Annotated in this window: 29 protein-coding genes, 1 tRNA gene and 3 pseudogenes; 12 read left to right on the top strand and 21 right to left on the bottom strand. The window is 69.0% G+C overall.

Annotated features, from left to right (window positions below; all coding sequences use genetic code 11):
* Window positions 1-54: 54 nt before the first annotated feature.
* The 4 genes and pseudogenes from PKC53_RS10055 to PKC53_RS10040 form a co-directional block, all read right to left on the bottom strand.
* Window positions 55-330: pseudogene (locus PKC53_RS10055) on the bottom strand (helix-turn-helix domain-containing protein); the annotation flags it as partial.
* A 115-nt stretch (window positions 331-445) separates the two neighbouring features.
* Window positions 446-772 (bottom strand): annotated as a pseudogene (locus PKC53_RS10050) (Hsp20/alpha crystallin family protein); the annotation flags it as partial.
* Between the two features lie 35 nt (window positions 773-807).
* On the bottom strand, window positions 808-1,089 hold the full coding sequence (locus PKC53_RS10045) for a helix-turn-helix domain-containing protein (RefSeq protein WP_008906267.1): 282 nt from the start codon (window positions 1,087-1,089) through the stop codon (window positions 808-810).
* 227 nt (window positions 1,090-1,316) lie between these two features.
* Window positions 1,317-1,475: pseudogene (locus PKC53_RS10040) on the bottom strand (phospholipase); the annotation flags it as partial.
* A gap of 434 nt (window positions 1,476-1,909) precedes the next feature.
* Here PKC53_RS10040 and PKC53_RS10035 point away from each other — a divergent pair.
* The 3 genes from PKC53_RS10035 to PKC53_RS10025 are packed head-to-tail and all read left to right on the top strand — an operon-like array spanning window position 1,910 to window position 3,029.
* Complete coding sequence (locus tag PKC53_RS10035; protein ID WP_324428339.1) at window positions 1,910-2,203, top strand: DUF1778 domain-containing protein; 294 nt, start codon at window positions 1,910-1,912, stop codon at window positions 2,201-2,203.
* Window positions 2,200-2,697 (top strand): GNAT family N-acetyltransferase, encoded by a 498-nt coding sequence (locus PKC53_RS10030; RefSeq protein ID WP_324428338.1) that lies wholly within the window; start codon window positions 2,200-2,202, stop codon window positions 2,695-2,697. The genes PKC53_RS10035 and PKC53_RS10030 overlap by 4 nt, the downstream gene beginning before the upstream one ends.
* Window positions 2,697-3,029 (top strand): transcriptional regulator, encoded by a 333-nt coding sequence (locus PKC53_RS10025; RefSeq protein ID WP_324428337.1) that lies wholly within the window; start codon window positions 2,697-2,699, stop codon window positions 3,027-3,029. Before PKC53_RS10030 ends, PKC53_RS10025 begins: the two co-directional genes overlap by 1 nt.
* Before the next feature lie 217 nt (window positions 3,030-3,246).
* On the opposite strand, the gene PKC53_RS10020 is transcribed toward PKC53_RS10025, so the two are convergent.
* Window positions 3,247-3,480 (bottom strand): cold-shock protein, encoded by a 234-nt coding sequence (locus PKC53_RS10020; RefSeq protein ID WP_324428336.1) that lies wholly within the window; start codon window positions 3,478-3,480, stop codon window positions 3,247-3,249.
* A 254-nt stretch (window positions 3,481-3,734) separates the two neighbouring features.
* Here PKC53_RS10020 and clpS point away from each other — a divergent pair, with 254 nt between their 5' ends.
* Entirely contained in the window at window positions 3,735-4,091 is a 357-nt protein-coding gene (gene clpS / locus PKC53_RS10015) for an ATP-dependent Clp protease adapter ClpS (protein WP_324428335.1), read from the top strand.
* Window positions 4,088-6,391: an ATP-dependent Clp protease ATP-binding subunit ClpA gene (gene clpA, locus PKC53_RS10010; RefSeq protein ID WP_324428334.1), complete on the top strand. Its 2,304-nt coding sequence runs from the start codon at window positions 4,088-4,090 to the stop codon at window positions 6,389-6,391. The genes clpS and clpA overlap by 4 nt, the downstream gene beginning before the upstream one ends.
* A 23-nt stretch (window positions 6,392-6,414) precedes the next feature.
* On the opposite strand, the gene PKC53_RS10005 is transcribed toward clpA, so the two are convergent.
* Genes PKC53_RS10005 through PKC53_RS09990 form a run of 4 tightly spaced genes read right to left on the bottom strand, consistent with a single transcriptional unit; the run spans window position 6,415 to window position 9,012 of the window.
* Complete coding sequence (locus PKC53_RS10005; RefSeq protein ID WP_324428333.1) at window positions 6,415-7,197, bottom strand: M90 family metallopeptidase; 783 nt, start codon at window positions 7,195-7,197, stop codon at window positions 6,415-6,417.
* The gene (locus tag PKC53_RS10000; protein ID WP_324428332.1) at window positions 7,197-7,976 is read right to left on the bottom strand and encodes a UDP-2,3-diacylglucosamine diphosphatase; all 780 of its coding nucleotides are present in this window, start codon (window positions 7,974-7,976) and stop codon (window positions 7,197-7,199) included. The genes PKC53_RS10005 and PKC53_RS10000 overlap by 1 nt, the downstream gene beginning before the upstream one ends.
* Window positions 7,976-8,479, bottom strand: a complete 504-nt coding sequence (locus PKC53_RS09995) for a peptidylprolyl isomerase (RefSeq protein WP_324428331.1) — start codon at window positions 8,477-8,479, stop codon at window positions 7,976-7,978. The genes PKC53_RS10000 and PKC53_RS09995 overlap by 1 nt, the downstream gene beginning before the upstream one ends.
* Window positions 8,480-8,481: 2 nt before the next feature.
* A complete protein-coding gene (locus tag PKC53_RS09990; RefSeq protein ID WP_324428341.1) occupies window positions 8,482-9,012 on the bottom strand; it encodes a peptidylprolyl isomerase in 531 nt (176 codons plus the stop codon).
* A 145-nt stretch (window positions 9,013-9,157) separates the two neighbouring features.
* Between PKC53_RS09990 and cysS the strand changes: the two genes are divergently transcribed.
* The 6 genes from cysS (at window position 9,158) to PKC53_RS09960 (ending at window position 14,994) form a co-directional block, all read left to right on the top strand.
* Entirely contained in the window at window positions 9,158-10,537 is a 1,380-nt protein-coding gene (gene cysS / locus PKC53_RS09985; RefSeq protein WP_324428330.1) for a cysteine--tRNA ligase, read from the top strand.
* Between the two features lie 10 nt (window positions 10,538-10,547).
* Window positions 10,548-11,201 carry a DNA-3-methyladenine glycosylase gene (locus PKC53_RS09980; RefSeq protein ID WP_324428329.1) on the top strand — a complete coding sequence of 218 codons (654 nt, stop codon included), beginning with the start codon at window positions 10,548-10,550 and terminating at the stop codon, window positions 11,199-11,201.
* 19 nt (window positions 11,202-11,220) lie between these two features.
* On the top strand, window positions 11,221-12,192 hold the full coding sequence (locus PKC53_RS09975) for an acetyl-CoA carboxylase carboxyltransferase subunit alpha (protein WP_324428328.1): 972 nt from the start codon (window positions 11,221-11,223) through the stop codon (window positions 12,190-12,192).
* Window positions 12,161-13,522 (top strand): tRNA lysidine(34) synthetase TilS, encoded by a 1,362-nt coding sequence (tilS, locus tag PKC53_RS09970; RefSeq protein ID WP_324428327.1) that lies wholly within the window; start codon window positions 12,161-12,163, stop codon window positions 13,520-13,522. Before PKC53_RS09975 ends, tilS begins: the two co-directional genes overlap by 32 nt.
* Window positions 13,523-13,580: 58 nt before the next feature.
* Entirely contained in the window at window positions 13,581-14,855 is a 1,275-nt protein-coding gene (locus PKC53_RS09965; RefSeq protein ID WP_324428326.1) for an aspartate kinase, read from the top strand.
* Window positions 14,856-14,901: 46 nt separating this feature from the next.
* A tRNA-Ser gene (locus tag PKC53_RS09960) sits at window positions 14,902-14,994 on the top strand.
* 49 nt (window positions 14,995-15,043) lie between these two features.
* Here PKC53_RS09960 and PKC53_RS09955 read toward each other — a convergent pair.
* The 7 genes from PKC53_RS09955 to PKC53_RS09925 form a co-directional block, all read right to left on the bottom strand.
* A complete protein-coding gene (locus tag PKC53_RS09955) occupies window positions 15,044-15,841 on the bottom strand; it encodes a hypothetical protein (RefSeq protein WP_324428325.1) in 798 nt (265 codons plus the stop codon).
* A 249-nt stretch (window positions 15,842-16,090) separates the two neighbouring features.
* Window positions 16,091-17,245: a hypothetical protein gene (locus tag PKC53_RS09950; protein WP_324428324.1), complete on the bottom strand. Its 1,155-nt coding sequence runs from the start codon at window positions 17,243-17,245 to the stop codon at window positions 16,091-16,093.
* 8 nt (window positions 17,246-17,253) lie between these two features.
* On the bottom strand, window positions 17,254-17,658 hold the full coding sequence (locus tag PKC53_RS09945) for a hypothetical protein (RefSeq protein WP_324428323.1): 405 nt from the start codon (window positions 17,656-17,658) through the stop codon (window positions 17,254-17,256).
* On the bottom strand, window positions 17,655-17,873 hold the full coding sequence (locus PKC53_RS09940; protein WP_324428322.1) for an AlpA family phage regulatory protein: 219 nt from the start codon (window positions 17,871-17,873) through the stop codon (window positions 17,655-17,657). The genes PKC53_RS09945 and PKC53_RS09940 overlap by 4 nt, the downstream gene beginning before the upstream one ends.
* A gap of 112 nt (window positions 17,874-17,985) precedes the next feature.
* Entirely contained in the window at window positions 17,986-18,501 is a 516-nt protein-coding gene (locus PKC53_RS09935) for a hypothetical protein (protein WP_324428321.1), read from the bottom strand.
* Between the two features lie 101 nt (window positions 18,502-18,602).
* Window positions 18,603-18,794: a hypothetical protein gene (locus tag PKC53_RS09930; RefSeq protein WP_324428320.1), complete on the bottom strand. Its 192-nt coding sequence runs from the start codon at window positions 18,792-18,794 to the stop codon at window positions 18,603-18,605.
* Between the two features lie 37 nt (window positions 18,795-18,831).
* Complete coding sequence (locus PKC53_RS09925; RefSeq protein ID WP_324428319.1) at window positions 18,832-20,100, bottom strand: integrase arm-type DNA-binding domain-containing protein; 1,269 nt, start codon at window positions 20,098-20,100, stop codon at window positions 18,832-18,834.
* 357 nt (window positions 20,101-20,457) lie between these two features.
* Here PKC53_RS09925 and PKC53_RS09920 point away from each other — a divergent pair, with 357 nt between their 5' ends.
* Window positions 20,458-21,744, top strand: a complete 1,287-nt coding sequence (locus tag PKC53_RS09920) for an O-acetylhomoserine aminocarboxypropyltransferase/cysteine synthase family protein (RefSeq protein WP_324428318.1) — start codon at window positions 20,458-20,460, stop codon at window positions 21,742-21,744.
* 25 nt (window positions 21,745-21,769) lie between these two features.
* On the opposite strand, the gene PKC53_RS09915 is transcribed toward PKC53_RS09920, so the two are convergent.
* The 5 genes from PKC53_RS09915 to PKC53_RS09895 form a co-directional block, all read right to left on the bottom strand.
* Complete coding sequence (locus PKC53_RS09915) at window positions 21,770-22,066, bottom strand: hypothetical protein (protein WP_324428317.1); 297 nt, start codon at window positions 22,064-22,066, stop codon at window positions 21,770-21,772.
* A gap of 65 nt (window positions 22,067-22,131) precedes the next feature.
* Window positions 22,132-22,779, bottom strand: coding sequence for an ankyrin repeat domain-containing protein (locus PKC53_RS09910; RefSeq protein ID WP_324428340.1), 648 nt, complete (start codon window positions 22,777-22,779; stop codon window positions 22,132-22,134).
* A gap of 128 nt (window positions 22,780-22,907) precedes the next feature.
* Window positions 22,908-23,402 (bottom strand): heme-binding protein, encoded by a 495-nt coding sequence (locus PKC53_RS09905; protein WP_324428316.1) that lies wholly within the window; start codon window positions 23,400-23,402, stop codon window positions 22,908-22,910.
* Between the two features lie 106 nt (window positions 23,403-23,508).
* Window positions 23,509-24,135: a response regulator gene (locus PKC53_RS09900; RefSeq protein ID WP_324428315.1), complete on the bottom strand. Its 627-nt coding sequence runs from the start codon at window positions 24,133-24,135 to the stop codon at window positions 23,509-23,511.
* A 10-nt stretch (window positions 24,136-24,145) separates the two neighbouring features.
* On the bottom strand, window positions 24,146-25,648 hold the full coding sequence (locus PKC53_RS09895; RefSeq protein ID WP_324428314.1) for an ATP-binding protein: 1,503 nt from the start codon (window positions 25,646-25,648) through the stop codon (window positions 24,146-24,148).
* Between the last annotated feature and the right edge of the window lie 7 nt (window positions 25,649-25,655).

Raw genomic sequence — 25,655 nt, 5'->3', positions numbered from 1 at the left:
GTTGCTCACTAAATGGTCAGGGGTAGGTGACGCAGGTCATATTGGCACAGGGGGGTAGCCCAAGGCCTGCAACTCCACATGCAGCGCCCGCGCCGTGCGCCGCTCGTGCCGCGGGCGGTGCTCATCGGCCTTCAGCGCCTTCTCCAGCGCCTCGACGAACGGCGCCAGCTTCGTGGGCATCTCCCGACGCCGGTACTTCGGCTCGGCACCCTGCGGCGCCTTCAGCCACTTCTTGATCGTGTTGCGCGACAGACTCGTCAGCCGCGCGATCTCGCTGATCGACTTCCCTTGCCGGAAGTGCATCGAGCGAATCTTGCCCATCATGGCCATGGTGATCACTCCTCGTTCCTTGCTGCACAAAAAAGCAGCAGGGTAGGTTGAACACCCTGGTCAGTTTTCGGTCGGCATCACCCAGCTTTGCTGGTCAATTTTCGGTCGGCGTCAACATCTGGATGTCTTTTTCCTCGACGCCGGGTACTTCCAGGGCGATCTTGTACTGCTTGTCGGTCTCCTGGATGTCCAGCGCCGGCTTCAGCATGCCCGGCCAGTCCGACGGCCAGCGTGGCATGGCCAGCGTCGGGAAACCGAAGCCTCGAAACGCGTCGTCGAACAGGCGGTCGATCTCGCGATGCAATTGCAGGATGGGACTGACGGGCCCACCCGCCACCGGCAGGTCATTGCGCTGCACCGGCAGCGAGGCAGTGCTCTGTTGTTCTTCCTGCTCCTTCTTGAACCAGTTCCAGGGAGCCAATTTCTTGAAATCAATGTCCATGTCACACCTCCAGAAGAAAAATTGAAGACTCTCGCTCACTCCGTTTGCCTGCGGCGACGGACAGCGCGCCCAGACGACACGGAGTGTTCCGCTGACTTCGGCTGCTCATCTGTGCGTATCACCTCCTTCTTTCTGCCTGCTTGGATCTGATCATTGATCCATTGATCGATTTCACTTTGACGAAACCGCCACGTCCCGCCGACCTTGAAGGCCGGAATTTCCCCGTGCGCGGCGAGCCGGTAAAGCGTCCGCTTGCCGACCTTTAAGTAGGTAGCCAACTCGTCGAGTGTGAAGATCGCCTGCTGGCGCGCTGTCATACCACCCCCACAAGTTCCGTCGTCACGCGGCCTCGCTCGAGGAAATTCTTGCAAGACTTTGCAAGATATTGCGCCTAACATGCCGAAAGTCAAGAGTCAACATCCAGCGACCTGCTGGCCGATTGATGTGACTCAAATCTTCAAGGACGGTATGCCAGGGCGGGCCGGTCCGGCGCAGGGGACGGTGGGTTGATCGGGACCTTGCGGGCGCCGCCCACGGCCGCAGATCAAACACCGATCCTCACGTTGTAACCGAGCGCCCGCAGCCCCTTGCTCGTGCGCATGTTCCTTGGCGGAAACTCGTCTGGGCGCGCCCAGCCGACGATTTCCCCGAGACTGCTCAGGCCAATGTGCGGAATGGCCCAGTCGTCGCTGCGGATCGCGTTACCCAAGAAGCCCAGTGGCAGCGCAGGACGATTTTGGCCAAATCATCGAATCCACGTCCTCAAGGCCAAGGCGTTACTATTTAGTTCGGATTACGGACGCGGGTTCGGTTCCGTGTTCCACCACCATCTACAAGGGCTCGGATGATCTCCGGGCCCTTTTTTCGCCCGCGATCCCCGCACCACGCGGGGTTCCGGCCGTCTGTGCTGCGGGTGCGGACTCGCCACGAAGCCCGGAATCGGCCACTTCCCGGGTCAGAGCCGTCTCTTTTCTCTGTTTGGCCTGCGGGTGCGCGCAGCGCCGACGGCCAAAAAATCAACGACTTACGCGCGGCGGTTCACCGTCTACCATGGCGCCCGGCTGCCTCGGAGAACTGGACCGCGTTCGTCGCTTGTACTAACATTGCGCCAGTTGATCGAACAAGAGAGGCGCCGCCATGACTGCCATCGCATCCTCGCCTGCTGCCCGTTCCGCCCGCCTTGGCCTGCGCGCCACCCCGGAACAGGAGGCCGTGCTGCGCCGTGCCGCCGAGGTGGCCCACAAGTCGCTGACCGACTTCATCCTTGACAGCGCCTGCCTCGCTGCCGAGCAGACCCTGCTGGATCAGCGCCTGTTCATGGTCTCGGGCAGCCAGTACCAGGCCCTGATGGATTTGCTGGAGCGCCCCGAGCAGGCCAACGACGGCTTGCGTGACTTGTTCGCCCGCAAGGCGCCCTGGGACGCGAAGTGACGCTGCGGGCACCGGAGCCCCTGGCCTCGCAGCATCGGCTGGAAGGCTTCGACTGCGGCAAGCCTGCGCTGAACGATTGGCTGCTGCGGCACGCCCGCCAGGCGCAGGGCAGCGGCTCGGCCAAGACCTTCGTCGTGGCCGACGGTGATGACCGTGTCGCGGGCTACTTCAGCCTGACCGTGGGCCAGGTCGACACGCTGGAAGCGCCGGAGCGCATCCGCAAGGGCATGGGACAGTACCCGGTGCCGGTGGTGATCCTGGCCAGGCTCGCCGTGTCACGCGAGCACCTTGGGCGCGGGATCGGCGTGGGGATGCTTCAGGACGCCATCCGCCGCACGCTGGTGATCGCCGAGCAGGCCGGTGTGCGGGCCATGCTGACCCACCCCATCGACGAAGATGCGGCGCGTTTCTACACCCGGTTCGGGTTCATCGCCTCGCCGCTGCGCGAGCAGCAATTGCTGCTGCTGCTCAAGGACGCGAGGAAGCACCTGTGATGGACCAACCGCAGACACGGGTCCGTGACTTCGCGGATACCGTCGCTGCGCGAGCGCAGAACGATCCGGCCTTCGCCCGAGCCTTGCTGGCCGAGGCCATCACCCTGTTCGTCGACGGCGAACCGGAGTCCGCCAAACTGATCCTGTGCGACCTCGTCACTGCCACCGTGGGCTTCGAGGCGCTGGCCGACGAGATTCACAAGCCGGCCAAGAGCCTGCACCGGATGCAGTCGAAGTCGGGCAACCCGACCCTGACCAACGTGTCCGCGATCTTCGCCGCCATCAAGCGCGCGCTGAAGGTCGAGGTGCGCGCCCAGGTCGTGATGGCCTGACTTGGGCTCAGGGCTGAGGTATCCCGATGGCGGAAGAGAACGAGTCATCCCCTGACTGGGTTCGCGTCACGTTGCGGATGACAGCCCAGCAGTGGAGCCTGCTCCGCCGCGGGGCGGATGTCGCGGGCATGCCCGTATCGGCCTTCGTGCGACCTCTCTTGCTGCTCATGGGCGCGAGGAAGAACGTGTGACGCGCCAACCGCTGGCACGGGCCCAGTCAGGCTTCGGTCTTCGCCGCGACGTCGAGGGTGACCGGGCGGATGTTCTGGGCGAGGTCGCCCTTGGGTCCCTGCACGCAGTCGTAGCTCACGCGACTGCCCTGCTTGAGCGTGCGGAAACCCTCCATCTGGATCGCCGAGAAGTGCGCGAACACGTCGGCGCCGCCACCTTCGGGCTCGATGAAGCCGAAGCCTTTCGCGTCGTTGAACCACTTGACGATGCCGATGGCCATGCCGCCTCCTGTCCTGCCCGTGAATCGTGGCCGAAGATTGTCGGACCCTGTTTCCGGCAGTGTCAAGCCGATGCCCGGCGTCATGGTTGTTTGTCCTGGACAATACTGTGTCAGTCGACAAGTCCGGCGCCGTCAACGTGGATCATGAGTGGGTGCGGTTCGCAAGGCCCGCTGTTCGGGGCTTGAACTCGCGTCCGGCAGGGCAACATCGTGTCTGAAGCGCGCTCGGAGAGCGAATCTATAGAATCGTCCGCATGCCTTCGAATGGGTCGAAGCCCCCCGCGAAACCCCCGTCGCCGGCCCGTCCGGGCAACGGGCAGGGGGCTGTCGTCGCCGAGCGTCAGACGCAGAAGACCGCCCCGCCACGCATGTACCGGGTGGTGATGCTCAACGACGATTTCACGCCGATGGAGTTCGTCGTGATGGTGTTGCAGGAGCACTTCAGGCACGACTTGGAGACCGCGACCCATATCATGCTGAAGATCCACCACGAAGGGCGCGGTGTGTGCGGCGTCTACACGAAGGACGTCGCCGCGACGAAGGTCGAACTGGTGCTGGCTTCCGCCAAGCGGGCGGGGCACCCGTTGCAGTGCATTATGGAGGCCGCATGATTGCGCAAGAACTGGAAGTCAGCCTGCACATGGCGTTCGTCGAGGCGCGTCAGCAGCGGCACGAGTTCATCACCGTCGAGCACCTGCTGCTGGCGCTGCTCGACAACCCGTCGGCGGCCGAGGTGATGCGCGCCTGCGCTGCCAACATCGACGACCTGCGCAAGAGCCTGACCACCTTCATCAAGGAAAACACGCCGACGGTGGGCGGCACCGAGGAGGTCGACACGCAGCCGACGCTGGGCTTCCAGCGAGTGATCCAGCGCGCGATCATGCACGTCCAGTCCACCGGCAATGGCAAGAAGGAAGTCACCGGCGCCAACGTGCTCGTGGCGATCTTCGGCGAGAAGGACTCGCACGCCGTGTACTACCTGCATCAGCAGGGCGTGACGCGGCTGGACGTCGTCAACTACATCGCGCACGGCATCAAGAAGTCCGAGCCGCCCGAGCCGACCAAGGGCAGCGAGGGCAGCGGCGGCAGCGAGGCCGAGAAGGACGAAGGCGGTGACGGCAAGGGCTCGCCGCTGGACCAGTTCACGCAGAACCTGAACGTGCTCGCCCGCGAGGGCAAGATCGACCCGCTGATCGGCCGCGAACTCGAAGTCGAGCGCGTGATCCAGGTGCTCTGCCGCCGGCGCAAGAACAACCCGCTGCTGGTCGGCGAGGCGGGCGTGGGCAAGACCGCGATCGCCGAGGGCCTGGCCTGGCGCATCACCCAGGGCGACGTCCCCGAGGTGCTCGCCGACTCCACCGTCTACACGCTCGACATGGGCGCGCTGCTGGCCGGCACCAAGTACCGCGGCGATTTCGAGCAACGCCTCAAGGGCGTGCTCAAGCAACTGAAGGACCAGCCGCGCGCGATCCTGTTCATCGACGAGATCCACACGCTGATCGGCGCCGGTGCCGCCTCGGGCGGCACGCTCGATGCCAGCAACCTGCTCAAGCCGGCGCTGTCGAGCGGGCAGATGAAGTGCATCGGCGCGACCACGTTCACCGAATACCGCGGCATCTTCGAGAAGGACGCGGCGCTGTCGCGTCGTTTCCAGAAGATCGACGTCGTCGAGCCTTCGGTCGAGCAGACCGTCGAGATCCTCAAGGGCCTGAAGAGCCGCTTCGAGGAGCACCACAGCGTCAAGTACGCGCTCGGGGCGCTGCAGGCCGCCGCCGAGCTGTCGGCCAAGTACATCAACGACCGCCACCTGCCCGACAAGGCGATCGACGTGATCGACGAGGCGGGCGCGGCGCAGAGAATCCTGCCCAAGAGCCGCCAGAAGAAGATCATCAGCAAGGGCGAGATCGAGGACATCGTCGCGAAGATCGCGCGCATCCCGCCGGCGTCGGTCTCTTCCGACGACCGCGGCCGCCTGCAGACGCTCGACCGCGACCTGAAGGCCACCGTGTTCGGCCAGGATCCGGCGATCGAGGCGCTGGCCGCGGCGATCAAGATGTCGCGCTCGGGGCTGGGCAAGCCCGACAAGCCGATCGGCGCGTTCCTGTTCTCCGGTCCCACCGGCGTGGGCAAGACCGAGGTCGCCAGGCAGCTCGCGTTCATCCTGGGCATCGAGCTGATCCGCTTCGACATGTCCGAGTACATGGAGCGCCACGCGGTGTCGCGGCTGATCGGCGCGCCGCCGGGCTACGTCGGCTTCGACCAGGGGGGGCTGCTCACCGAGGCGATCAGCAAGAAGCCGCACGCGGTGCTGCTGCTCGACGAGATCGAGAAGGCGCACCCCGACGTGTTCAACGTGCTGCTGCAGGTGATGGACCACGGCACCCTCACCGACAACAACGGGCGCAAGGCCGACTTCCGCAACGTCATCATCATCATGACGACGAATGCCGGCGCCGAGACGATGAACAAGAGCACGATCGGCTTCACGACCAAGCGTGAGCAGGGCGACGAGATGGCCGACATCAAGCGGCTGTTCACCCCCGAGTTCCGCAACCGGCTCGACGCCATCGTCAGCTTCCGCTCGCTCGACGAGGAGATCATCCTGCGCGTGGTCGACAAGTTCCTGCTGCAGCTCGAGGGCCAGCTCGCGGAGAAGAAGGTCGAGGTCACGTTCACCGACGCGCTGCGCCGCCAGTTGGCGAAGAAGGGCTTCGACCCGTTGATGGGTGCGCGGCCGATGCAGCGCCTGATCCAGGACACGATCCGCCGCGCGCTGGCCGACGAGCTGCTGTTCGGCCGCCTGGTCGACGGCGGGCGCCTCACGGTCGACATCGACGACGCCGGCGAGGTCAAGCTCGACATCGATCCGAAGAAGAGCGACAAGCCCAAGGCCGAACCCGCGACCGCCTGAGGTCGCTGCCGGGGCACCGCCGGTCAGGCGGTGGCCGCAGGGTCCTGGCGGTAGAACTCGACGAACAGCCGATACAACTCCGGCTGTTCGTCCTTCATCGCCAGCGGTGTGACGAAGAAGGCCTCGCTGGCCACGGCGAAGAACTCCCCGGGCGACTCGGCGCCGTACGGATCGAGCACCGTGTCGTGCCCGCACGCCACGCGCTCGCAGAAGCGGTCGTACGCGTACTGCAACACCTCGTCCCAGTGCGCCATGGCCTTTGCGTCGTGCAGCGGCGGCATGCCGTCGGCCTCGCCGTCGAGCATGTCGATGACGTGGGCGAACTCGTGGATCACGACGTTGTAAGCCTCGGCCTCGGCGTCGCCGGCGGCGTCGACGTCGGCCCAGCTGAGCATCACCGGCCCGCCCTCCATCGCCTCGCCGGCGAGGACTTCGTCGTAGCGGTGCACGACGCCGTGCTCGTCGGTGACCTCGCGGCGGGCCACCACCTGCGAAGGATGCACGACGATGCCGACGAAGCCGTCGTACGCCGCCAGCCCGAGACGCAGCACCGGCAGGCAGGCCTGCGCGGCGATCGCCACCGCGGTCGCGTCGTCGACGACGAAACCGCCGGCGCCGCTGAACTCCTTGCGGTCGAGGAACAGGCTGGCGAGCCGCCGCAGCTCGGCGACGTCGGTGTCGCTGCGTCGCACGAGGAACGGGTAGCGCTGCAGCGTGCGCTGCCACAGCGCGTCGGGGATGTCGCGCCGCGCCAGCGCGAGCCATTCGCGCCGCAGGCGCCAGCGCTGCAGCCAGCGGCCGAACATCAGCCGACCGGCGGGACGCGGCTGAATCCGTCGCGCGTCAGGCGCAGCACCTCGGCGCGCGGCGGCGACGCATCGAGATCCCAGTCGCTGAGCACATGGCGTTCGTGGCCGACGGCCAGCGTCTCGTCGCCGGGGCGGTGCGTGTGCCCGTGCACCATGTGGCTGCACCCCGCGGCGTGCATCCAGGCCACCGCCGCGCCCGGGTCGACGTCGGTGGTCGTCGCCGCAGCGCCCTGCTGGCGCTGCTGGCTCGCGTCGCGCATCTGGCGCGCGACGACGCGCCGCTGCGCGATCGGCATGGCCAGCGCCGCGCGGCGCCAGGCGTCGCTGCGTGCCTGCTCGCGGAAGCGCTGGTACTCGACGTCGGCCAGGCACAGCAGGTCGCCGTGCGTCAGCAGCACGCGTCTGCCGAAGGCGACGAGCAGCGTCGGGTCCTGCAACCCGATCGCGCCGGCGTCGCGCAGCATCGCGCCGCCGACGAGGAAGTCACGGTTGCCGACCATGAAACCGACCTGAAGGCGGCTCGACGCGTCGGCGAGCACGTCGACGCAGGCGGCTTCGAACGGCTCGCCGCGCGCGTCGTCGCCGACCCAGGCTTCGAACAGGTCGCCGAGGATCAGCACCGCGTCGGCACGCGTGCTGCGCATGTGGCGCGCCCAGGCGGCGAAGGTCGCGCCGTCGGCGTCGGCCAGGTGCAGGTCGGAGATGAACTCAACCGCCTGCCAGTGCGGCGCGGCGACGAGCTCGTACAGGCTCGGCAGTTGCCAGCCCTCAGGCATCACTCGACGACGATGGCCTTGCGGATGACGACGTCTTCCACCGGCACGTCGTCGTGCATGCCGCGGCGCCCGGTGCGCACGCCTTCGATCGCGTCGACGACGTCGGTGCCGGAGACGACCTTGCCGAACACCGCGTAGCCCCAGCCCTGCGGCGATTCGGACTTGAAGTTCAGGAAGTCGTTGTCGGTGGTGTTGATGAAGAACTGCGCCGTGGCCGAGTGCGGCGACGAGGTGCGCGCCATGGCGACCGTGTAGTGCGCGTTCTTCAGCCCATTGTTCGCCTCGTTGGCAATCGGCGCGCCGGTCGGTTTCTGCTTCATGCCCGCTTCGAAGCCGCCGCCCTGGATCATGAAGCCCTTGATCACGCGGTGGAACACGGTGCCGTCGTAGTGGCCCTTGTCGACGTAGTCGACGAAGTTGGCCACCGACAGCGGTGCCTTCACGTCGTCGAGTTCGATGCGGATCGTGCCGGCGCTGGTGTCGAGTTCAACGGTCTTGGTCATCTTCAGTTCTCCAGGGTGGCCTTCGTGATGACCACGGGTTGCACGGGAACGTTCTGGTGCGGCCCCTTGCTTCCGGTGGGCACGCCCTTGATCCTGTCGACCACGTCCATGCCCTCGACGACCTTGCCGAACACCGCGTAGCCATGCCCGTCGCGCGCGTTGGGCTGGTCGAGGAACGCGTTGTCGACGACGTTGACGAAGAATTGCGCGGTCGCCGAGTCGGGCACGCCGGTGCGCGCCATCGCCACGGTGCCGCGCGCGTTGGACAGGCCGTTGCGGCTCTCGAGCGGGATCGCCGCGCGCGTGGGCTTCTGCACCATGTCGGGAGTGAAGCCGCCGCCCTGGACCATGAAGTTGGGGATCACGCGATGGAACACCGTGCCGTCGTAGTGCCCCGCCTTGACGTACTGCAAGAAGTTGTCCACCGTCTTCGGCGCCTTCGCCGCGTCGAGCTCGAGCACGACGTCGCCCATCGATGTCTGCAGGCGCACCTTCTGCTGCGCCCATGCCGGAGTGCTTGCCAGCGCCGCCATGAGCGCCACGATCGTCATTGCGTGTTTCATCGAAATCGAACTCCCAACCGGCGCGGAGCCGCCGCTATACTGAATCGATTCTACCGAGCGGCCTCCGACACACCCGGGTTCTGGAGGCCGCTGTCTTTCCCCCGTCCGAACCACGATGCTGCGCATCCACAACTCGCTGACCCGTGCGCTCGAGCCCTTCGAGCCGCTCGAGCCCGGCAAGGTGCGCATGTACGTGTGCGGGATCACGGTGTACGACCTGTGCCACATGGGCCACGCGCGCATGATGACCGCGTTCGACGTCGTCTACCGCTGGCTGCGCGCGCTCGGCCACGACGTGATCTACGTGCGCAACATCACCGACATCGACGACAAGATCATCAAGCGCGCACTCGAGCGCGGCATGCCGATACGCCGGCTCACCGACGAGATGATCTCGGCGATGCACGCCGACATCGGCGCCATCGGACTGCTGTCGCCCACGCACGAGCCGCGCGCCACCGACTACGTGCCGCAGATGCTCGAGATGATCGGCACGCTCGAGCGAAAGGGCTTCGCGTACCGCACCCCGGGCGGCGACGTCAACTACGCCGTGCGCAAGTTCGCCGGCTACGGCAAGCTGTCGGGCAAGTCGATCGACGAACTGCGCGCCGGCGAACGCGTGGCCGTGCTCGACGGCAAGGACGACCCGCTGGACTTCGTGCTGTGGAAGGCGGCCAAGGCCGACGAGCCCGACGATGCGAAGTACGCCAGCGCCTTCGGCCCGGGGCGACCGGGGTGGCACATCGAGTGCTCGGCGATGAGCTGCGCGCTGCTCGGCGAGACCTTCGACATCCACGGCGGCGGGCTCGACCTGCAGTTCCCGCACCACGAGAACGAGATCGCGCAGAGCGAGGCCGCCAGTGGCAGGCCGTTCGCGCGTGTGTGGATGCACAACGGCTTCCTCAACGTCGACGACGAGAAGATGTCCAAGTCGCTGGGCAACTTCTTCACGATCCGCGACGTGCTGCGCGTCACCGACGGCGAGACGCTGCGCTTCGCGATGCTGCGCACGCACTACCGCAGCCCCTTCAACTTCAGCGACGCGCTGCTCGACGAGTCGCGCCAGGCGCTGCGCCGGCTGTACACCGCGCTCGATGCCGTTGCACCCGACGACACGCCGCTGGACTGGTCGCAGCCCGCGGCGGCGGCATTCCGCGACGCGATGAACGACGACTTCAACACCCCGGCGGCGCTGGCGGTGCTGTTCGACCTCGCCGGCGCGGTCAACCGCGAACGCTCGCCGTCCGCTGCCGCGCAGCTCAAGTCGCTCGGCGCCGCGCTGGGCATCCTGCAGCAGTCGCCGCGCGTCTTCCTGCAGGGCGCCACGAAGCCCGACGCGCTCGACGCGGACGCCGTCGAGCGGCGCATCGCCGAACGCGCGCAGGCCAAGCGATCGCGCGACTTCGCGCTGGCCGACCGCATCCGCGACGAGCTCGCCGCGCAGGGCGTGATGCTCAAGGACGGACCGCAGGGCACGACCTGGGTGCGGGCCTGATGCGGCGACGATGGACGGCAAGTCGGTGACCACGCTCGTCACGCCCGACTACTGGGACGATGCCTGCAGGCACCTGACCCGGCGCGACCGGGTCATGAAGAAGCTGATCCCGCGATTCGGCCAGGCGCGTCTGCGCAGCCGCGGCGACGCGTTCACGACGCTGGCGAGGTCGATCGTCGGCCAGCAGATCTCGGTGAAGGCGGCGCAATCGGTGTGGGATAGGCTTGCCGACGCCGGCGCGCGCCAGGGCCGGCTCGACCCGCACGTGGTGCTGTCGCTCGGCGTCGACGACCTGCGTTCCACGGGGCTGTCGGCGCGCAAGGTCGAGTACGTGCGCGACCTGGCGGCGCACTTCGTCGACGGCACCGTGCACGAGCGGCAGTGGCCGTCGATGGACGACGAGGAGATCATCGACGAGTTGGTCGCGATCCGTGGCATCGGCCGCTGGACCGCCGAGATGTTCCTGATCTTCCACCTGCTGCGTCCCAACGTGATGCCGCTCGACGACCTCGGGCTGATCCGCGGCATCAGCGTCAACTACTTCAGCGGCGAGCCGGTCACCCGCGCCGAGGCGCGCGAGGTCGGGGAAGCGTGGGCACCGTACCGCTCGGTGGCCACGTGGTACGTGTGGCGCAGCCTCGACCCGGTGCCGGTCGACTATTGACAACCAAGAGGGCCCGCGCATGAGCCGACGCCACTTCCTCGAGTTCGAGCAGCCGATCGCCGAACTCGAGAAGAAGATCGAGGAACTGCGATTCGTGCAGAACGAGTCGGCGGTCGACATCTCCGAGGAGATCGACCGCCTCGACAAGAAGAGCCTGCAGCTGACCAAGGAGATCTACGCCAGCCTGAGCCCCTGGCAGGTGACGCAGATCGCACGTCATCCGCAGCGCCCGTACACGCTCGACTACGTCGCCGACGTGTTCACCGACTTCCAGGAATTGCACGGCGACCGCACATTCGCCGACGACCTGTCGATCGTCGGCGGGCTGGCGCGCTTCAACGGGCAGGCGTGCATGGTGATCGGTCACCAGAAGGGCCGCGACACGAAGGAGCGCGCGGCGCGCAACTTCGGCATGAGTCGTCCCGAGGGCTACCGCAAGGCGCTGCGGCTGATGAAGCTCGCCGAGAAGTTCGCCCTGCCGGTGTTCACCTTCGTCGACACCCCGGGCGCGTATCCGGGCATCGGTGCCGAGGAACGCGGCCAGAGCGAGGCGATCGGGCGCAACATCTTCGAGATGGCGCAGCTCGAGGTGCCGATCGTGGTGACGATCATCGGCGAGGGCGGCTCGGGTGGCGCACTGGCGATCAGCGTCGGCGACCAGGTGCTGATGCTGCAGTTCTCGGTGTATTCGGTGATCTCGCCCGAGGGTTGCGCCTCGATCCTGTGGAAGACCGCCGAGCGTGCGTCCGACGCCGCCGAGGCGCTGGGCATCACCGCGCACCGGCTGAAGGCGCTGGGGCTGATCGACAAGATCGTCAACGAGCCGGTGGGCGGCGCGCACCGCGACCCGAAGGCGATGGCTGCCAGCCTGAAGCGCGCGCTCAACGACGCGCTGCGCCAGGTGTCCGACTTGAAGACGAAGGACCTGCTGCAGCGCCGCTACGAGCGGCTGCAGTCGTATGGCCGCTTCAGCGACACCAAGGAACGCTGAACCTGCGCGCGTCGTCGCCGTCGCCGCCAGCGGCGGACGCGACTCCACCGCACTGCTGCACGCCACGGTGCACGCCGCGGGACCGCTGGGCATCCGCGTCGTTGCGCTGCACGTGCACCACGGGCTGATGCCGCAGGCCGACGCCTGGCTCGCGCACGTCCGTGCGCAGTGCAGGCGCTGGGCCGCAGCGGGCCACCCGGTGTCGTTCGTCGCCCAACGCCTCGCCGGGCAACCGGCGGCCGGCGACAGCGTCGAAGCCTGGGCGCGTCGCGAGCGCTACGCCGCGCTGACGGCGATGGCCGAGGCCGCCGGCGCGACGCTGGTGCTGCTCGCGCACCACCGCCGCGACCAGGCCGAGACCTTCGTGCTGCAGGCGCTGCGTGGTGCCGGGCCGGCCGGGCTGGCGGCGATGCCGCGCCAGGCGCATCGCGCCGGGCTGACGTGGGCGAGGCCTTGGCTCGACGTCGACGACGCGCAGATCGCCGCCTACGTCGCGCGACGCCGGTTGCGCCACGTCGACGACCCGAGCAACGCCGATGCGGCCTACGCGCGCAGCCGCCTGCGCGCCCGCGTGATGCCGGCGCTTCGCGATGCCTTCGCCGACGCCGAGGTCGCGCTGGCCGCGGCGGCGCGGCAGGCGCAGTGGGCGCGACAGTGCCTCGACGAGTGCGGGCGCGACGACCTCGCGCCGCTCGTCGACGACGCGGGGGCGCTGCACCTGCGCCGGTTGCTCGCGCTGGGCGGCGCACGCGCGCGCAACGCGCTGCGCCTGTGGCTGCGCGAGCGGCTGGCGCGCACGGCACCGGCCACGCTGCTCGACCGGCTCGACGCCGAACTGCCGAAAGCGTCGCCCGGATCGCGCTGGCCGCTGCCCGGCGGCGCGTCGCTGGTGCTGCACCGCGCACGGCTGCGGGTGTGCGACGCTGCCGCGGCAGCGCCTGAACGCCCGCGGCAGCTGGCGTTGACGATCGACGCACCCGGCGACGTCGACGTGCCGGCCTGGGGCGGACGGCTGCAGGTGCGTGCCGTGCCGCGCGACGGCGTCGCGCTGGCGACACTGCGCGGCTGCGAGTTGCGCGTGCGCAGCGGCGGCGAGCGGTTCCAGTTCGCTCCGCGGTCGGCGGCGCGCAGCCTGAAGAAGCAGTTCCAGGCCGTCGGGGTGCCGGCAGCCGCACGCGAGGCGCCGCTGCTGTGGTGCGACGACACGCTGGTGTTCGTTCCCGGGCTCGGCATCGACGCGCGCTCGCGCGCCGCCCCCGGGGAGCCGCAGGTGGCGCTGCGATGGCTGTCCGACGTTGCGGCGTCAGGGTCGCGAAGGCGCGCTCGCTAAAATCGCCGGCTTCGCAGCTGCAGCACCCCGGCGAGCGCCGCGCGCACGCCAACGCGTCATGGCACTGATCGTTCACAAGTACGGCGGCACGTCGATGGGTTCGACCGAGCGCATCCGCAACGTCGCGAAGCGGGTGGCCAAGTGGGCACGCGCCGGGCACCGCATGGTCGTCGTGCCCTCGGCGATGAGTGGCGAGACCAACCGCCTGCTCGCCCTGGCCAAGGAACTGCAGCCGGCGCAGGTCTCGAGACCGGCGCTGCGCGAACTGGACATGATCGCGTCGACCGGGGAGCAGGTGTCGGTGGGGTTGCTGGCGCTGGCGCTGCAGGCCGAGGGCGTCGATGCCGTCAGCTACACCGGCTGGCAGGTGCCGGTGAAGACCGACCCGGCGTACACGAAGGCGCGCATCACGAGCATCGACGACCGGCGCGTGCGCGCCGACCTCGACGCCGGCCGGGTGGTCGTCATCACCGGCTTCCAGGGCATCGACGACGCGGGCCACATCACGACGCTCGGCCGCGGCGGCAGCGACACGTCGGCGGTGGCGGTGGCGGCGGCGCTGAAGGCCGACGAGTGCCTGATCTACACCGACGTCGACGGTGTCTACACCACCGACCCGCGCATCGTTCCCGAGGCGCGAAGGCTGCACACCGTCAGCTTCGAGGAGATGCTCGAGATGGCGAGCCTCGGCTCCAAGGTGCTGCAGATCCGCTCGGTCGAGTTCGCGGGCAAGTACCGGGTGCCGCTGCGCGTGCTGTCGAGCTTCACCGACTGGGACATCCCGATCGACGAGGAAGCGAAGTCGGGCACGCTGATCACTTTCGAAGAGGACGAGAAGATGGAACAAGCCGTCGTGTCGGGCATCGCGTTCAACCGCGACGAGGCCAAGGTCACCGTGCTCGGTGTACCGGACAAGCCCGGCATCGCCTACCAGATCCTGGGTGCGGTGGCCGAAGCGAACATCGACGTCGACGTGATCATCCAGAACGTCTCGCACGACGGGCGCACCGACTTCTCGTTCACGGTGCACCGCAACGACCACGCACGCGTGATGGACCTGCTGAAGAACCAGGTGGCGCCGGCGCTGGGCGCCAGCGAGGTGATCGGCGACGCGCGCATCTGCAAGGTCAGCATCGTGGGCATCGGCATGAAGAGCCACGTCGGCGTCGCGGCGAAGATGTTCCGCACCCTCAGCGAGGAGGGCATCAACATCCAGATGATCTCGACCAGCGAGATCAAGACCAGCGTCGTGATCGACGAGAAGTACATGGAACTCGCGGTGCGCGCGCTGCACCGCGCCTTCGACCTGGACCAGCAAGCCGCCGCGGCCTGAGCGCGCTGCGCGCGTCGTTGCGGGCTAGAATGCGCGCCTTCGCGCCGGAGACGTGACCGAGAGGCCGAAGGTGCTCCCCTGCTAAGGGAGTATGCGGGCAAAACCTGCATCGAGGGTTCGAATCCCTCCGTCTCCGCCAGACAGCTAGGATTGATGCGGGTTTCCGGCGTGGCATCTATGCCGTCCCATCATCCGGTCCATCCAAGACTGGGACGCTTAAGGAACCCCCGGCTTCCGCCGTCGCATCCAAGATGTGAAGCCTGCCGTCCAGCCAGCCATTCCCTATTCCAAGCCTGTGCAAGGCCTATCTTTGCCCTGCTCGGGCAGGGTGCCGGCGAAGGCGCGCAGACCGCAACACCAGTCCACAGAAGCCACGCCAAGCCCCCCGCCAGCCCGAAAACTCCGAGCGTCGGCCCGAGCACCGTGATCAACAGCGGAATACTCACCGGTTGACCTTCAATCCGCAGCAGGCGGCAGGCGGTGCGCCCTCGATTCGAGCGTGTCATATCGGCCGGTGCGACGTGCATCGATGGGCGTGAGTCCGATGCCGAGCCCGCAAGACCAGCCGATCCGCTGGGCGGGCGGGCGCGTTCGGATTGCTCGCGACTCAGCATCGATTCCGCTTCGCGCAGCAGTGGTGTCAGGCAGCGTCCTCGCTGCTCGTCGTCATCTGCCGATGCATCCGAGGCCGCACCGGCAGCGCCGACACCATCCGCCGATGCCGGCACAAGCTGAGACTCGCGCCGCAGTTTCAGGATCATGGATATGACGATGAGAAGTCCGATGATCGGAACGAACTGGGCGACCACGATGAGCCACGCCAGTGAGCGCCGCGGATCCAAGCTGATCGACATCTTGTAGACCGCAACCAAGCTCAAGACGACGCCGACCGCGACCGCGATGCCGAGCAATGGTTGCAACAGCGCCCCGAACAACGAACCCGCTTGGCCGTCGGGCGCTACAGCCCATAACCACAGGCTGAACAAGAACGTCAACCCAACAGAGGCAAGGAAGAACTCAGCCCACCTCCACCCGACGCCCACGGACGCGTGGCGAGCTTGCGCTTTGTGCGCAGGCGACAAGTTGGGTGCAGGTTCCGAACGTGTCTGCATGCGGCTGCCTCACGAAGCGTCAACCAATTGGCTTCTGAATGTAGCGGAACGTCGCTTCAGAAGACCATTGGGACAACAGGGGGGCAACGTCCCCCAGCTCAGCCCCGGGAGCCGAGTGCAGCTCTATCGGCCGCCGAGGAGCGGCCCGAGGCGATATCGGCTTGCCACCTTACCGGCGCCTTTCGTCACGAGTTCGAGCAGGCCGTCACGCTCCATGACGCGCAACACCTTGGCGGCGTCGCTGTAGTCAAGGCCAGCTTCCCTCCCTGCCACCCGCACCGAGATGAAGAAGGGCTCGCCAGGCTGCTGCTGGGCCGCCAAGGCGATGCACACCTTCAACAGCCGGCGCTCGTGCTCCCCGTAACCCAGGCGGTCGACCGGGTCCGGTAGTACTACGGAGTTGGCGTGTAGCAGTGCATCGCTCATGACGCCGCCCTTCGTCCACCTCACCTTCTCATACATCCGCCACAGGTCGTCGATGGTCACGGTCAGGCTCTTGGTGCCGATGACATCGTTGAAGGCCGCGTGCCACGCGACCGCCACCGCGCGGACATCCTCATAGGTCGCGTTGGCCTTCTGAGCCTTCAGCCGCTGCGCCAGTTGCCAGAGACATCGGTTTCGCTGGCCGACGCCGGCCGGTATCTCGTCCGGCTCGAACGCAGCTTCACCCACAGAAGAGCACAGAAGAAGAACAGAAGCACACTGAGGAGATACAGAGGAAGACTGAAGACGTAATTGCTGCTGGCCCCCCGCCGTGCTGTTGTGACGCACCGGCCAACTATCGCCCCCCAGAATCTCCACTTGCGAGTACATCGGGGGCGCCAAGACCGGCTGCTCTGGCCGGTAGACGCAGGGATCAAGTTCGACCGCGTCGCCCAGCTCGACGGCGACGAGTTCGGCGAACGAGGCGCCGGCGGCAATGCACTCATCTCTCGTCGCGACCTTGTCGAGCAGGATGATTGCGCGCCTACGCGGCTCGTCTCGGGTGCTGCTGTGGGTGGCCCATTGCAGGCCGCTGAATCGCCCGATCAGGCGGTCCCAGCGCGTCAGCGCGGCACGGTCGATGCGGTCGGCATCGACCGGTAGCCACGAGCGCGGCAGCGCGCTCTCGGCGCGCCTGCGTCCCGACATCGGAGCGCAGATGTAGGGCGCCGTCGACTTCGTCTTCGACCGGTCGGCTTCGAGCTGGTCGGCGAACTCGCGCAGGCTGCCAGCCCTGCGGGCCACGGGGTTGATGTCGCGCAGGTTGCGCCCGCGCGCGTACTCGATGGCGGCCATGCCACCGCTCAATGCACCAGCACGTACAGAACGGTCTCGCGCAGCGCGCCCATCTCGTCCCGCCACACCACTGGTTCCCTCTTGATCGCCGACTTGACCTCTTCGGGCAAGCGACCAACGCAGTCGGAGGGATTCGAGATGAGCAGGAACCGGCGGGCTTCGACTACGGTCACGCCGTCCGCCGCGGCCTCTAGGATGCGCTGCTGTTGGGCGTGGGTCGTCGTGCCCGGGTGACGCTCCCTGATCACCATCAGTTCCCGTTCGCGCTGCCGCGTCGTGGTGGTGATCCTGGCGGGTGCGGCGCGCTCGGCGGCCCTCACCTTCTCGATGACCTCCGTCCGTGAGTCCTTCCGTTGCGAGGGGTGCGCGCCTCGACCTTGGCTGTCTGCGTCTTCTCGGCCGGGCCCGCTCATGACCGATCCTCCTTGCGGGCCTTCAACCACGCCTCAACCTCCCTCAGGTCCCAGGCGACCGAGTTGCGATGGAGGCGAATCGGCGCCGGGAAGTCGCCCGCCTTGACCATCCGCCAGATAGTCGACTCGTGCAGCGGCACGATGCCGCGAATGGGTGGATTTGCGCGCGGGCGGCCCACGAGGTGGGCCATGCGCACAAGTTGAGTGATGCTCATAGGTGGGGGTGCCCTTCGCCGCGTCCAAATGCGGCTCGGCGCAATTCGAGCCCGACGCCCCCAGTCGGCGTGTCAAGTGACAGACCGCGATGTCATCTGACACACGCCGATGTCAGTCGGACCCGCGCTCATCTGGCCGGTCCTCCGGTGGCGTACCCATCAATGTGCTGGCGGCGCTGGAAATCGTGGTGCGAACCCTTGTATGTCCGAGGCCTCTGGGCTTGTGCCCGAGCTTGTTTTCCGTGACCCTGGCGGCTTCCTCCGCTATGGCGGACGCGTTGGGAGAGGTGCCACTTCTGAACTTCGGGTGCTTGTCGGCGAGCAACAGCGCCAGCATTCCGCAGGCCTGAAGTGCGAGGGTACGTTCGCCTTCCGTCTTGGTTGGCGGCGGTGGCGGCGGCGGTGGCGGCGGCAGGGGAGCACCCGATACAGCCGCGCTCAGCTCATCGCGGAGGCTTCGTGCAAAGACGGCGACCGCCGCTCTCTCATGGTCGCTTGTGGCCTGCTCCCAGACCTGATCGCAACGCCGGATGGCCGCGTGAACGTGAAACGCGAGGGCGAAGAGCTGCTCCTGCGGGTCGTATGGGACTTTCCTGGGCGCCTTCTTGGCGTCGGTCTTTTTGGTCAACGTGCTTCCCCAGCGCGTCCCCACGATTGGGACGCCGCGCCAGCCCGCCGGGGACGCGGGCGTTCGGGAGCTACCCTAGGCGCGGCGTCGACCTCATCCGGTCAGGCTGCAACTGCGCCGCGCTCGACGACGAAATCGACCGCCCCGTCGACGCGGCTCATCAGGTACAGGCCCTGCTCGATGGCTCCATCTGGCGTTGGCATGGGCTGCAGCCGAACGCGGTGCAGGTTCTCCGGCTCGTCATCGCCGGCGGTGTTGATCGTCAGGACGGCGGTCCAAGTGGTCAGGCTCATGCTGCTCTCCATCTGTGCCCGTTGCGGGCAGTTGCGGTCAGGCCTTGCGGCGCTGCAACTCTATGACCTGCGCCGGTCGCTCGACGCGAGCAAGGAAGCCAGCCCAGTCGTCCATGAGCTGGCGCCGGCGCTCGAACAGGTCCGACCGGAAGTAGGCGGCTTCAGTCGCGTTGGCGACGATGTGGGCGAGGGCCTGTTCGACCGCTTCCCGCGGGTGCGCGGTGCGTTCGGCGGCCCAGTCTCGAAACGTCGACCGGAAGCCGTGCGGAACGGCAGGCGCGCGGTTGCCGTGCCGGTCGAAGCCGGTGACCTTCGCGCGGCGCATGAGCTGCGTGAGCGTCATGTCCGACAGCTTCGCCCCTGACTTTCGGCTGGGGAAGACCAGCGTCTCGTCTTCGAATCGAGGCAACGCCTTGAGCAGGGCAACAGCGGCGGACGACAACGGGACGCGGTGCGCCCGCTTTGCCTTCATCTTCGGCGCCGGAATCGTCCAGACCTTGGCGTCTAGGTCGATGTCGGTCCAACGTGCCGACCTCGCTTCGCCGCTGCGGGTGGCCGTCATGATGAGGAACTCCAGGCACCGCGCGCCCATGGCGTCGACATCACGCAGATGCGCCATGAAGGCACCTACCTCAGCGACAGGCACCGCGACGAAGTGTTCAACAGGGGCGACTTTGCTCGGCTTCGGCAGTAGCTTGTCGAGCTGGCCGCGCCAGCGCGCCGGGTTCGGCTCGGGACGCAGGCCATGGACGATGGCGTAGTCGAGCACAGACTCGATGCGCCCCCGAACGCGCCCGGCCGTCTCCGTCTTGGTGGTCCAGATGGGGCTCAGGACCTCCATGACCTGGGCCGTGCCGATGTCGCGCACCAGCATCGACCCGATGACCGGGCTCGCGTACGTCTCCAGCGTCGCCCGCCACTGTGCGGCGTGCTTCGCGTTCGACCACTCGCGCTCTTTCAGGGTCAGGAACGCCGCGACGCACTGGTCGAACGTCTTGGCTGCCGCCTGACGGGCTTCCAGGGCGCTCCTGGCGGCCTTCTTGGCCTCGATGGGGTCCACCCCCTTGCTGACCCCGTCGCGTGCCTCCCTGGCCTTCCCGCGGGCCTCCGCGAGCGTCACCGCGGGGTAACCGCCGAGGCCGATGTCGCGCCGCCGGCCGCCCACCTTCATGCGCAGCACCCAGCTCCGCGCCCCAGTGGGCCCCACGTTCAGAGCCAGTCCCGGAACCTCGCCGACGAAGTGCATGCCGGCCACCTTCAGCCGGGACACCTCCAGGGCGGACAGCACCTTCGCGAGCTTTGGCATCCCATCATCCCTTCGTCCGTCCCATCATCAGGGACGCAATCGGATGCTATCGGATGCGAGCGGATGCGACAACGAACCATAGTTGAATCAAGCACTTGTGGACGCTTTCGCGGCACGTTGCCACCGGCTGCAGGGCCATCTCGGCAGACTCCGTCTCCGCCACCCGCCGGCCCGCAGCGTCCGACGCCAGGTGGCTCCGGGGCCCCGATCAGGGGCCTCTCGCCAGGAGGAGGCGCCGTTGCGCGGCGCCGAACCCGCCGCGGCTTGCGATGGCATAAGGTCATGCCGATCCGTTCGTTCCCGTCGCGGCACGCGCGCGTTAGCCTTGCGGGCTTTGCCAACCCCTGACCAGCTGCCATGAGCGAGAACACCCACCGCTTCGAGACCCTGTCCGTGCACGCGGGCTACACGCCCGACCCGACCACCCACGCGGTCGTGCCGCCGATCTACCAGACGGTCGCCTACGCCTTCGACAGCGCGCAGCACGGTGCCGACCTGTTCGACCTGAAGGTGGCGGGCAACATCTACACGCGCATCATGAACCCGACGCAGGCCGTGCTCGAGGCGCGCGTGGCCGCGCTCGAGGGCGGCGTCGGTGCGCTGGCGCTGGCGTCGGGGCAGGCGGCGATCACGTACGCCATCCAGACCATCGCCGAGGCGGGCGACAACATCGTCTCGTCGACCGCGCTGTACGGCGGCACCTACAACCTGTTCGCGCACACGCTGCCGCAGTACGGCATCCAGACGCGCTTCGCCGACTCGTCGCGCCCCGACAGCTTCGAGGCGCTGATCGACGAGCGCACCAAGGCGGTGTACGCCGAGTCGCTGGGCAACCCGCGCGGCAACGTCACCGACATCGAGGCACTCGCGCGCATCGCGCACCGGCACGGCGTGCCGCTGATCGTCGACAACACGGTGCCCAGCCCGTACCTGTGCAGGCCGTTCGAGCACGGCGCCGACATCGTCGTGCACTCGCTGACCAAGTACCTCGGCGGCCACGGCAACAGCATCGGCGGCGCGATCGTCGACTCGGGCCGCTTCCCGTGGGCCGACCACAAGGCGCGCTTTCGCCGGCTCAACGAGCCCGACGTCAGCTACCACGGCGTGGTCTACACCGAGGCGCTCGGCCCGGCGGCGTACATCGGCCGCGCGCGCGTCGTGCCGCTGCGCAACATGGGCGCGGCGATCTCGCCGTTCAACGCGTTCCTGATCCTGCAGGGCATCGAGACGCTGGCGCTGCGCATGGACCGCATCTGCGACAACACGCTCGCCGTCGCCGAGTTCCTGCGCGACCACGACAAGGTCGGCTGGGTCAACTATGCCGGTCTGCCCGACCACCCCGACCACGCGCTGGTGCGCCGTCTGATGCGCGGTCGCGCGTCGGGCCTGCTGACCTTCGGCGTCAAGGGCGGGCGCGCCGCCGGCGAACGTTTCCTCGACGCGCTGCAGCTGTTCACGCGGCTGGTCAACATCGGCGACGTGCGCTCGCTGGCGACGCATCCGGCGTCGACGACGCACCGCCAGCTGTCGCCGCAGGAACTGGCCGCCGCCGGCGTCACCGAGGACACGGTGCGGCTGTGCGTGGGCATCGAGCACATCGACGATCTGCGCGCCGACCTGGCGCAAGCGCTGGCCGCGGCGTAGACGACGGTGCCGCCGCGCGGCGGCGCTAGAGCGCGAGCATCGCCGCGAACCAAGCGACCGAGGCGGTGCGCGTGAGCGGCGCGCAGGCGCGCGAGCGCCACACCGCGGCGACGATGAACACGTTGTACGGGACCGGAGCGAAGTGCAGCGCCAGCGCCAGCCACGCCGGCGCCTTCGCAGCGACCGCGCCGAGCGCCGCGAGCGTCGCCGCGAAGTTCAGCAGCGTCGCCCACAGCAGCATGTCGCGCCAGAACAGCCGGCCGAGCGCGACTTCGCCGCGCCAGCGGCGCGCGAAGAAGCCGGACCCGAGCCGCGCACCCACCCGACGCTGCCTCCGTGGTGACCCGGTGACGTGCCGCGCCACGGGACCCGATTCTGCGCCGGTCGTCACCGCGCCCCGGCGGCGAGCAGCAGGCGCACGATCGCGTCGTGGCCGTGGGCACGCGCGAGCTGCAGCGGCGTGCGCCCGGCCCGGTCGGCGAGGCGGGTGCTCGCGCCGGCGTCGAGCAGCGCGGCGACCGTGGCCTGGTGGCGCGCACCGCCGTCGCCGAGCACGATGGCCTCGATCAGCGCGGTCCAGTGCAGGTTGTTGACGTGGTCCAGCGGCGCGCCGGCGGCGATCAGGCGGCGCACGACGCCGTCGTGCCCGAGATGCGCCGCGGCGATCAGCGCGGTGCCGTCGTACCGGCTGGTCACCAGCGCGGCGCTGGCGCCGTGTTCGAGCAGCACGTGCAGCGTCGCTTCGTCGTCGGCGACCGCGGCGATCGTCACCGCGTCGTAGCGGCCGGACTCGAGCGCGGCGCTGTCGGCGCCGGCGGCCAGCAGCGCGCGCACCGCGTCGCGCCGGCGCGCGAAGGTGGCCACGTGCAGCGGCGTTCGCCCGTGCGCGTCGCGCGCCTCCAGCGCGGCCTTCGTCCCGGCCAGCCGGGCGATCGCCGCGAGGTCGCCATGATGGGCCGCGGCGTGAAGCCCACGGTACGCCGCCACCTCGGCCGGCGTCGGCGGCACCTGTGCGGCGACGGGCGGGGCGTGCATCGCGGTGGCGGCCAGCAGCGCCGCGGCGACGACGGCCCGCGCAGGGCGGGTGAGGCGCACGGCGATCGAAGATCTCGACGCCGCGCCGGCGGCGGCGCCGGCGCGGCGATGGCGGGCCGGCGTGCGGTTCACTGCAGCGAGTCCTTGGCCTGGTCGATGGCCGCGACGGCGCACTGCTCGTCGAGGTGGCCACCGGGGGCACCGCCGACGCCCACCGCACCGATGACGTCGTTGCCGGCCTTCACCGGCACGCCGCCGCCGAGCAGAAGGAAGCCCGGGATGTGCACCAGGTTCGCTGCGCCGGGGTTCTTCTGCGAAGCGTCCATCATCGCCAGGGTCGTGTTGCGCGCCGACGCCGACGTGTAGGCCTTGGCCTGCGCGGCGGCGACGGTGTGCGCACCGGCCGCGTCGGCGCGCTGCAGCGCGCGCAGCTGACCGGCGCGGTCGACGACCGCGGCTGTCACCGCATGGCCGTTGGCCTGGCACGCGGCGACGGTGGCAGCGGCGAGTCGGTTGGCAAGTTCGAGCGACATCGTGCGCTCGGTGCGCACCGCCTGCGCATGGGTGATCGAGGCGACTGCGAGCAGCGCGGCGGCGGCGAGGGTGTGCGGAATACGGATCATGCGGGTCTCCTGGGTGGGCTGCGGCCGGGCTCGGGGCCGTGCGGGCATTCTTCGCGGCGCATCGTCCGACCACCATCCGCGCGAATCGCGCACCGCCTGCGTAGAACTACGCAGCGCCGTCGGCGTCGACCAGGCTCGCGTAGCCGCGGATCAGCTGCGCCAGCGTCTGCACCTGCAGCTTGGCCGACAGATGCAGGCGGTGCGTCTCGACGGTGCGCGGCGACAGCGCCAGCGCCCGCGCGATCTCCTTGCTGCTGAGCCCGGCGACCACCAGCGCGAGCACCTCGCGCTCGCGCGGCGACAGCAGCGCGTAGCGCTCGTGCGCTTCGCGACCGGCGGCGTCACGCTGCCGCGAGCGCACGTGAGAGCGCACCGCGGCCTGCACCGCGTCGAGCAGGTGTTCGTCGTCGACCGGCTTCTCGAGGAACTCGGCGGCTCCGCCCTTGAAGGCCCGCCGGCACATGTCGACGGTGCCGTGCGCAGTGAGCAGGATCACCGGCTGGTCGGCGCCTTCGCGCCGCAGCTGTTCGAGCACCGCGAGGCCCGACATCCCGGGCATGCGCACGTCGAGCACGACCGCGCCGACGGCGTCGCGGTCGAAGCGTTCGAGGAACTGCAGCGGATCGGCCCACGGCGCGACGCGCAGCCCGACGGTGCCGATCAGCAGCGACAGCGCGGCGCGCACCGCGTCGTCGTCGTCGACGAGGTGGATCAGTGGCGAAACCGCGTGCATCGTCGTCGCCTCAGGCGCAGGGGTCCGCCAGCGGCAGCGAGAGCACGAACTCGGCGCCGTGCGGCGCCACGTCGCGCGCGGTCAGCGTGCCGTCCATCGACTGCGCCAGCGACTCGCACAGCGGCAGACCGAGCCCGAGGCCGTCGCCGCGGGTGGTGAAGAACGGCTCGAACACCCGGGGCAGCGCATCGGCGGCGATGCCGGGGCCGTTGTCGCGCACGCTCAGCCGTGCGCGGCGCTCGTCGTGGTCGAGCGTCACGACGATCGCGTGTGCGGCGGCGCTGCCTTCGAGCGCGTGCATCGCGTTGTCCAGCAGGTTGTGCACGATCTGCTCGAGCGCGACGGCGTCGCCGCGCACCGGCGGCGCGTTGCCGCGCAGCTCGACCGCGACGCCGCGCCGGCGCAGCTCGGGTCCCAGCAGGTCGACCAGATCGCGCACCACCGCGTGCAGCGACACCGGCCGGTGCGGTGCGTCGGCACGCGCCGGCTGCACCAGACGGCGCAGGCGCGCGAGCACGTCGGACGCGCGCCGCGCCTGCGCCGCGGCCAGCCGCAGTGCCTCGCGCGCCGTTGCCAGGTCGTCGCCGTCGACGCCGCCGGCGCCGTCGTCGCGCAGCACGCGAAGCGCCGTCTGCGTGCCGGCGAGCGTCGCCGTCAGCGGCTGGTTCAGCTCGTGCGACAGGCCGGCGGCGAGTTCGCCGAGCGCGTTCAGTCGACCGGCGTTCGCCAGGCGCGCCAGCGCGGCCCCGCGCCGGCGCTCGACGCGTGCCGAACGCCACTGCGCGAGCGCCGCCACCGCCGCCGCGCTCGCCAGCGCCCACGCGAGCAGCCGCGGCCACGGCCACTCGGCGGGCCCGGTGGCGCGCTGCAGCCGCAGTTCGAACGGCTGGCTCGCCGTGGCCAGCGTCTGCGCGAACGTGAATCCGGCCGTCAGCCCCTGCGGTCGCTGCGCCGGTGGCGGGCCCGGCTGCAGCACCAGCGAGCCCGTCCGGTGGTGCAGCGTCGCACGCACCGTCGCGTCGCGATGCAGCGGCGTGTCGTCGGCGGCCATGCGGCGCGCGTCGACGAGCATCGCGTAACTCGCCGTCGGGCCGGCGACGACCAGCCAGTACCGGGCCGCAGGGGCATCGACGGGGCCGAGCACCGCGCGCCGCAGCGGCGCCGGCAGCGCGCGCGACGCGGCCTCGGCGTCGTCGAGCCCGCGCGCCGGCCACGGATGGCGGGTGTCTTTGCGCACCACGTCGAGCAGTTGCGGGTACAGCGCCGGCAGGCGGTCCCACGGCCGCTCGGCGTCCGACGCCGCGTCGGCCGCGTCGAGCAGCGTCAGCGTGGCCAGGATCGCGTCGTGCTGCGCGGCGCGCTGTCCGAGCTGGCGGTGCACGTCGGCGGCGTCGGCGGCGAAGTCGGCGCGGCGCGCGGCGATGTCCAGCCGCACGAGCAGCGTCGCGCCGACCAGCGTGAGCAGCAGCCACGCCGCGGTCCAGCCGGCGAAAGCGCGCCAGTCGGTGGGCATGGACGCA

Source organism: Azohydromonas sp., from assembly GCF_035325925.1.
Taxonomy (GTDB): Bacteria; Pseudomonadota; Gammaproteobacteria; order Burkholderiales; family Burkholderiaceae_C; genus Calidifontimicrobium.
This window is presented reverse-complemented; position numbering and strand designations above follow the sequence as displayed.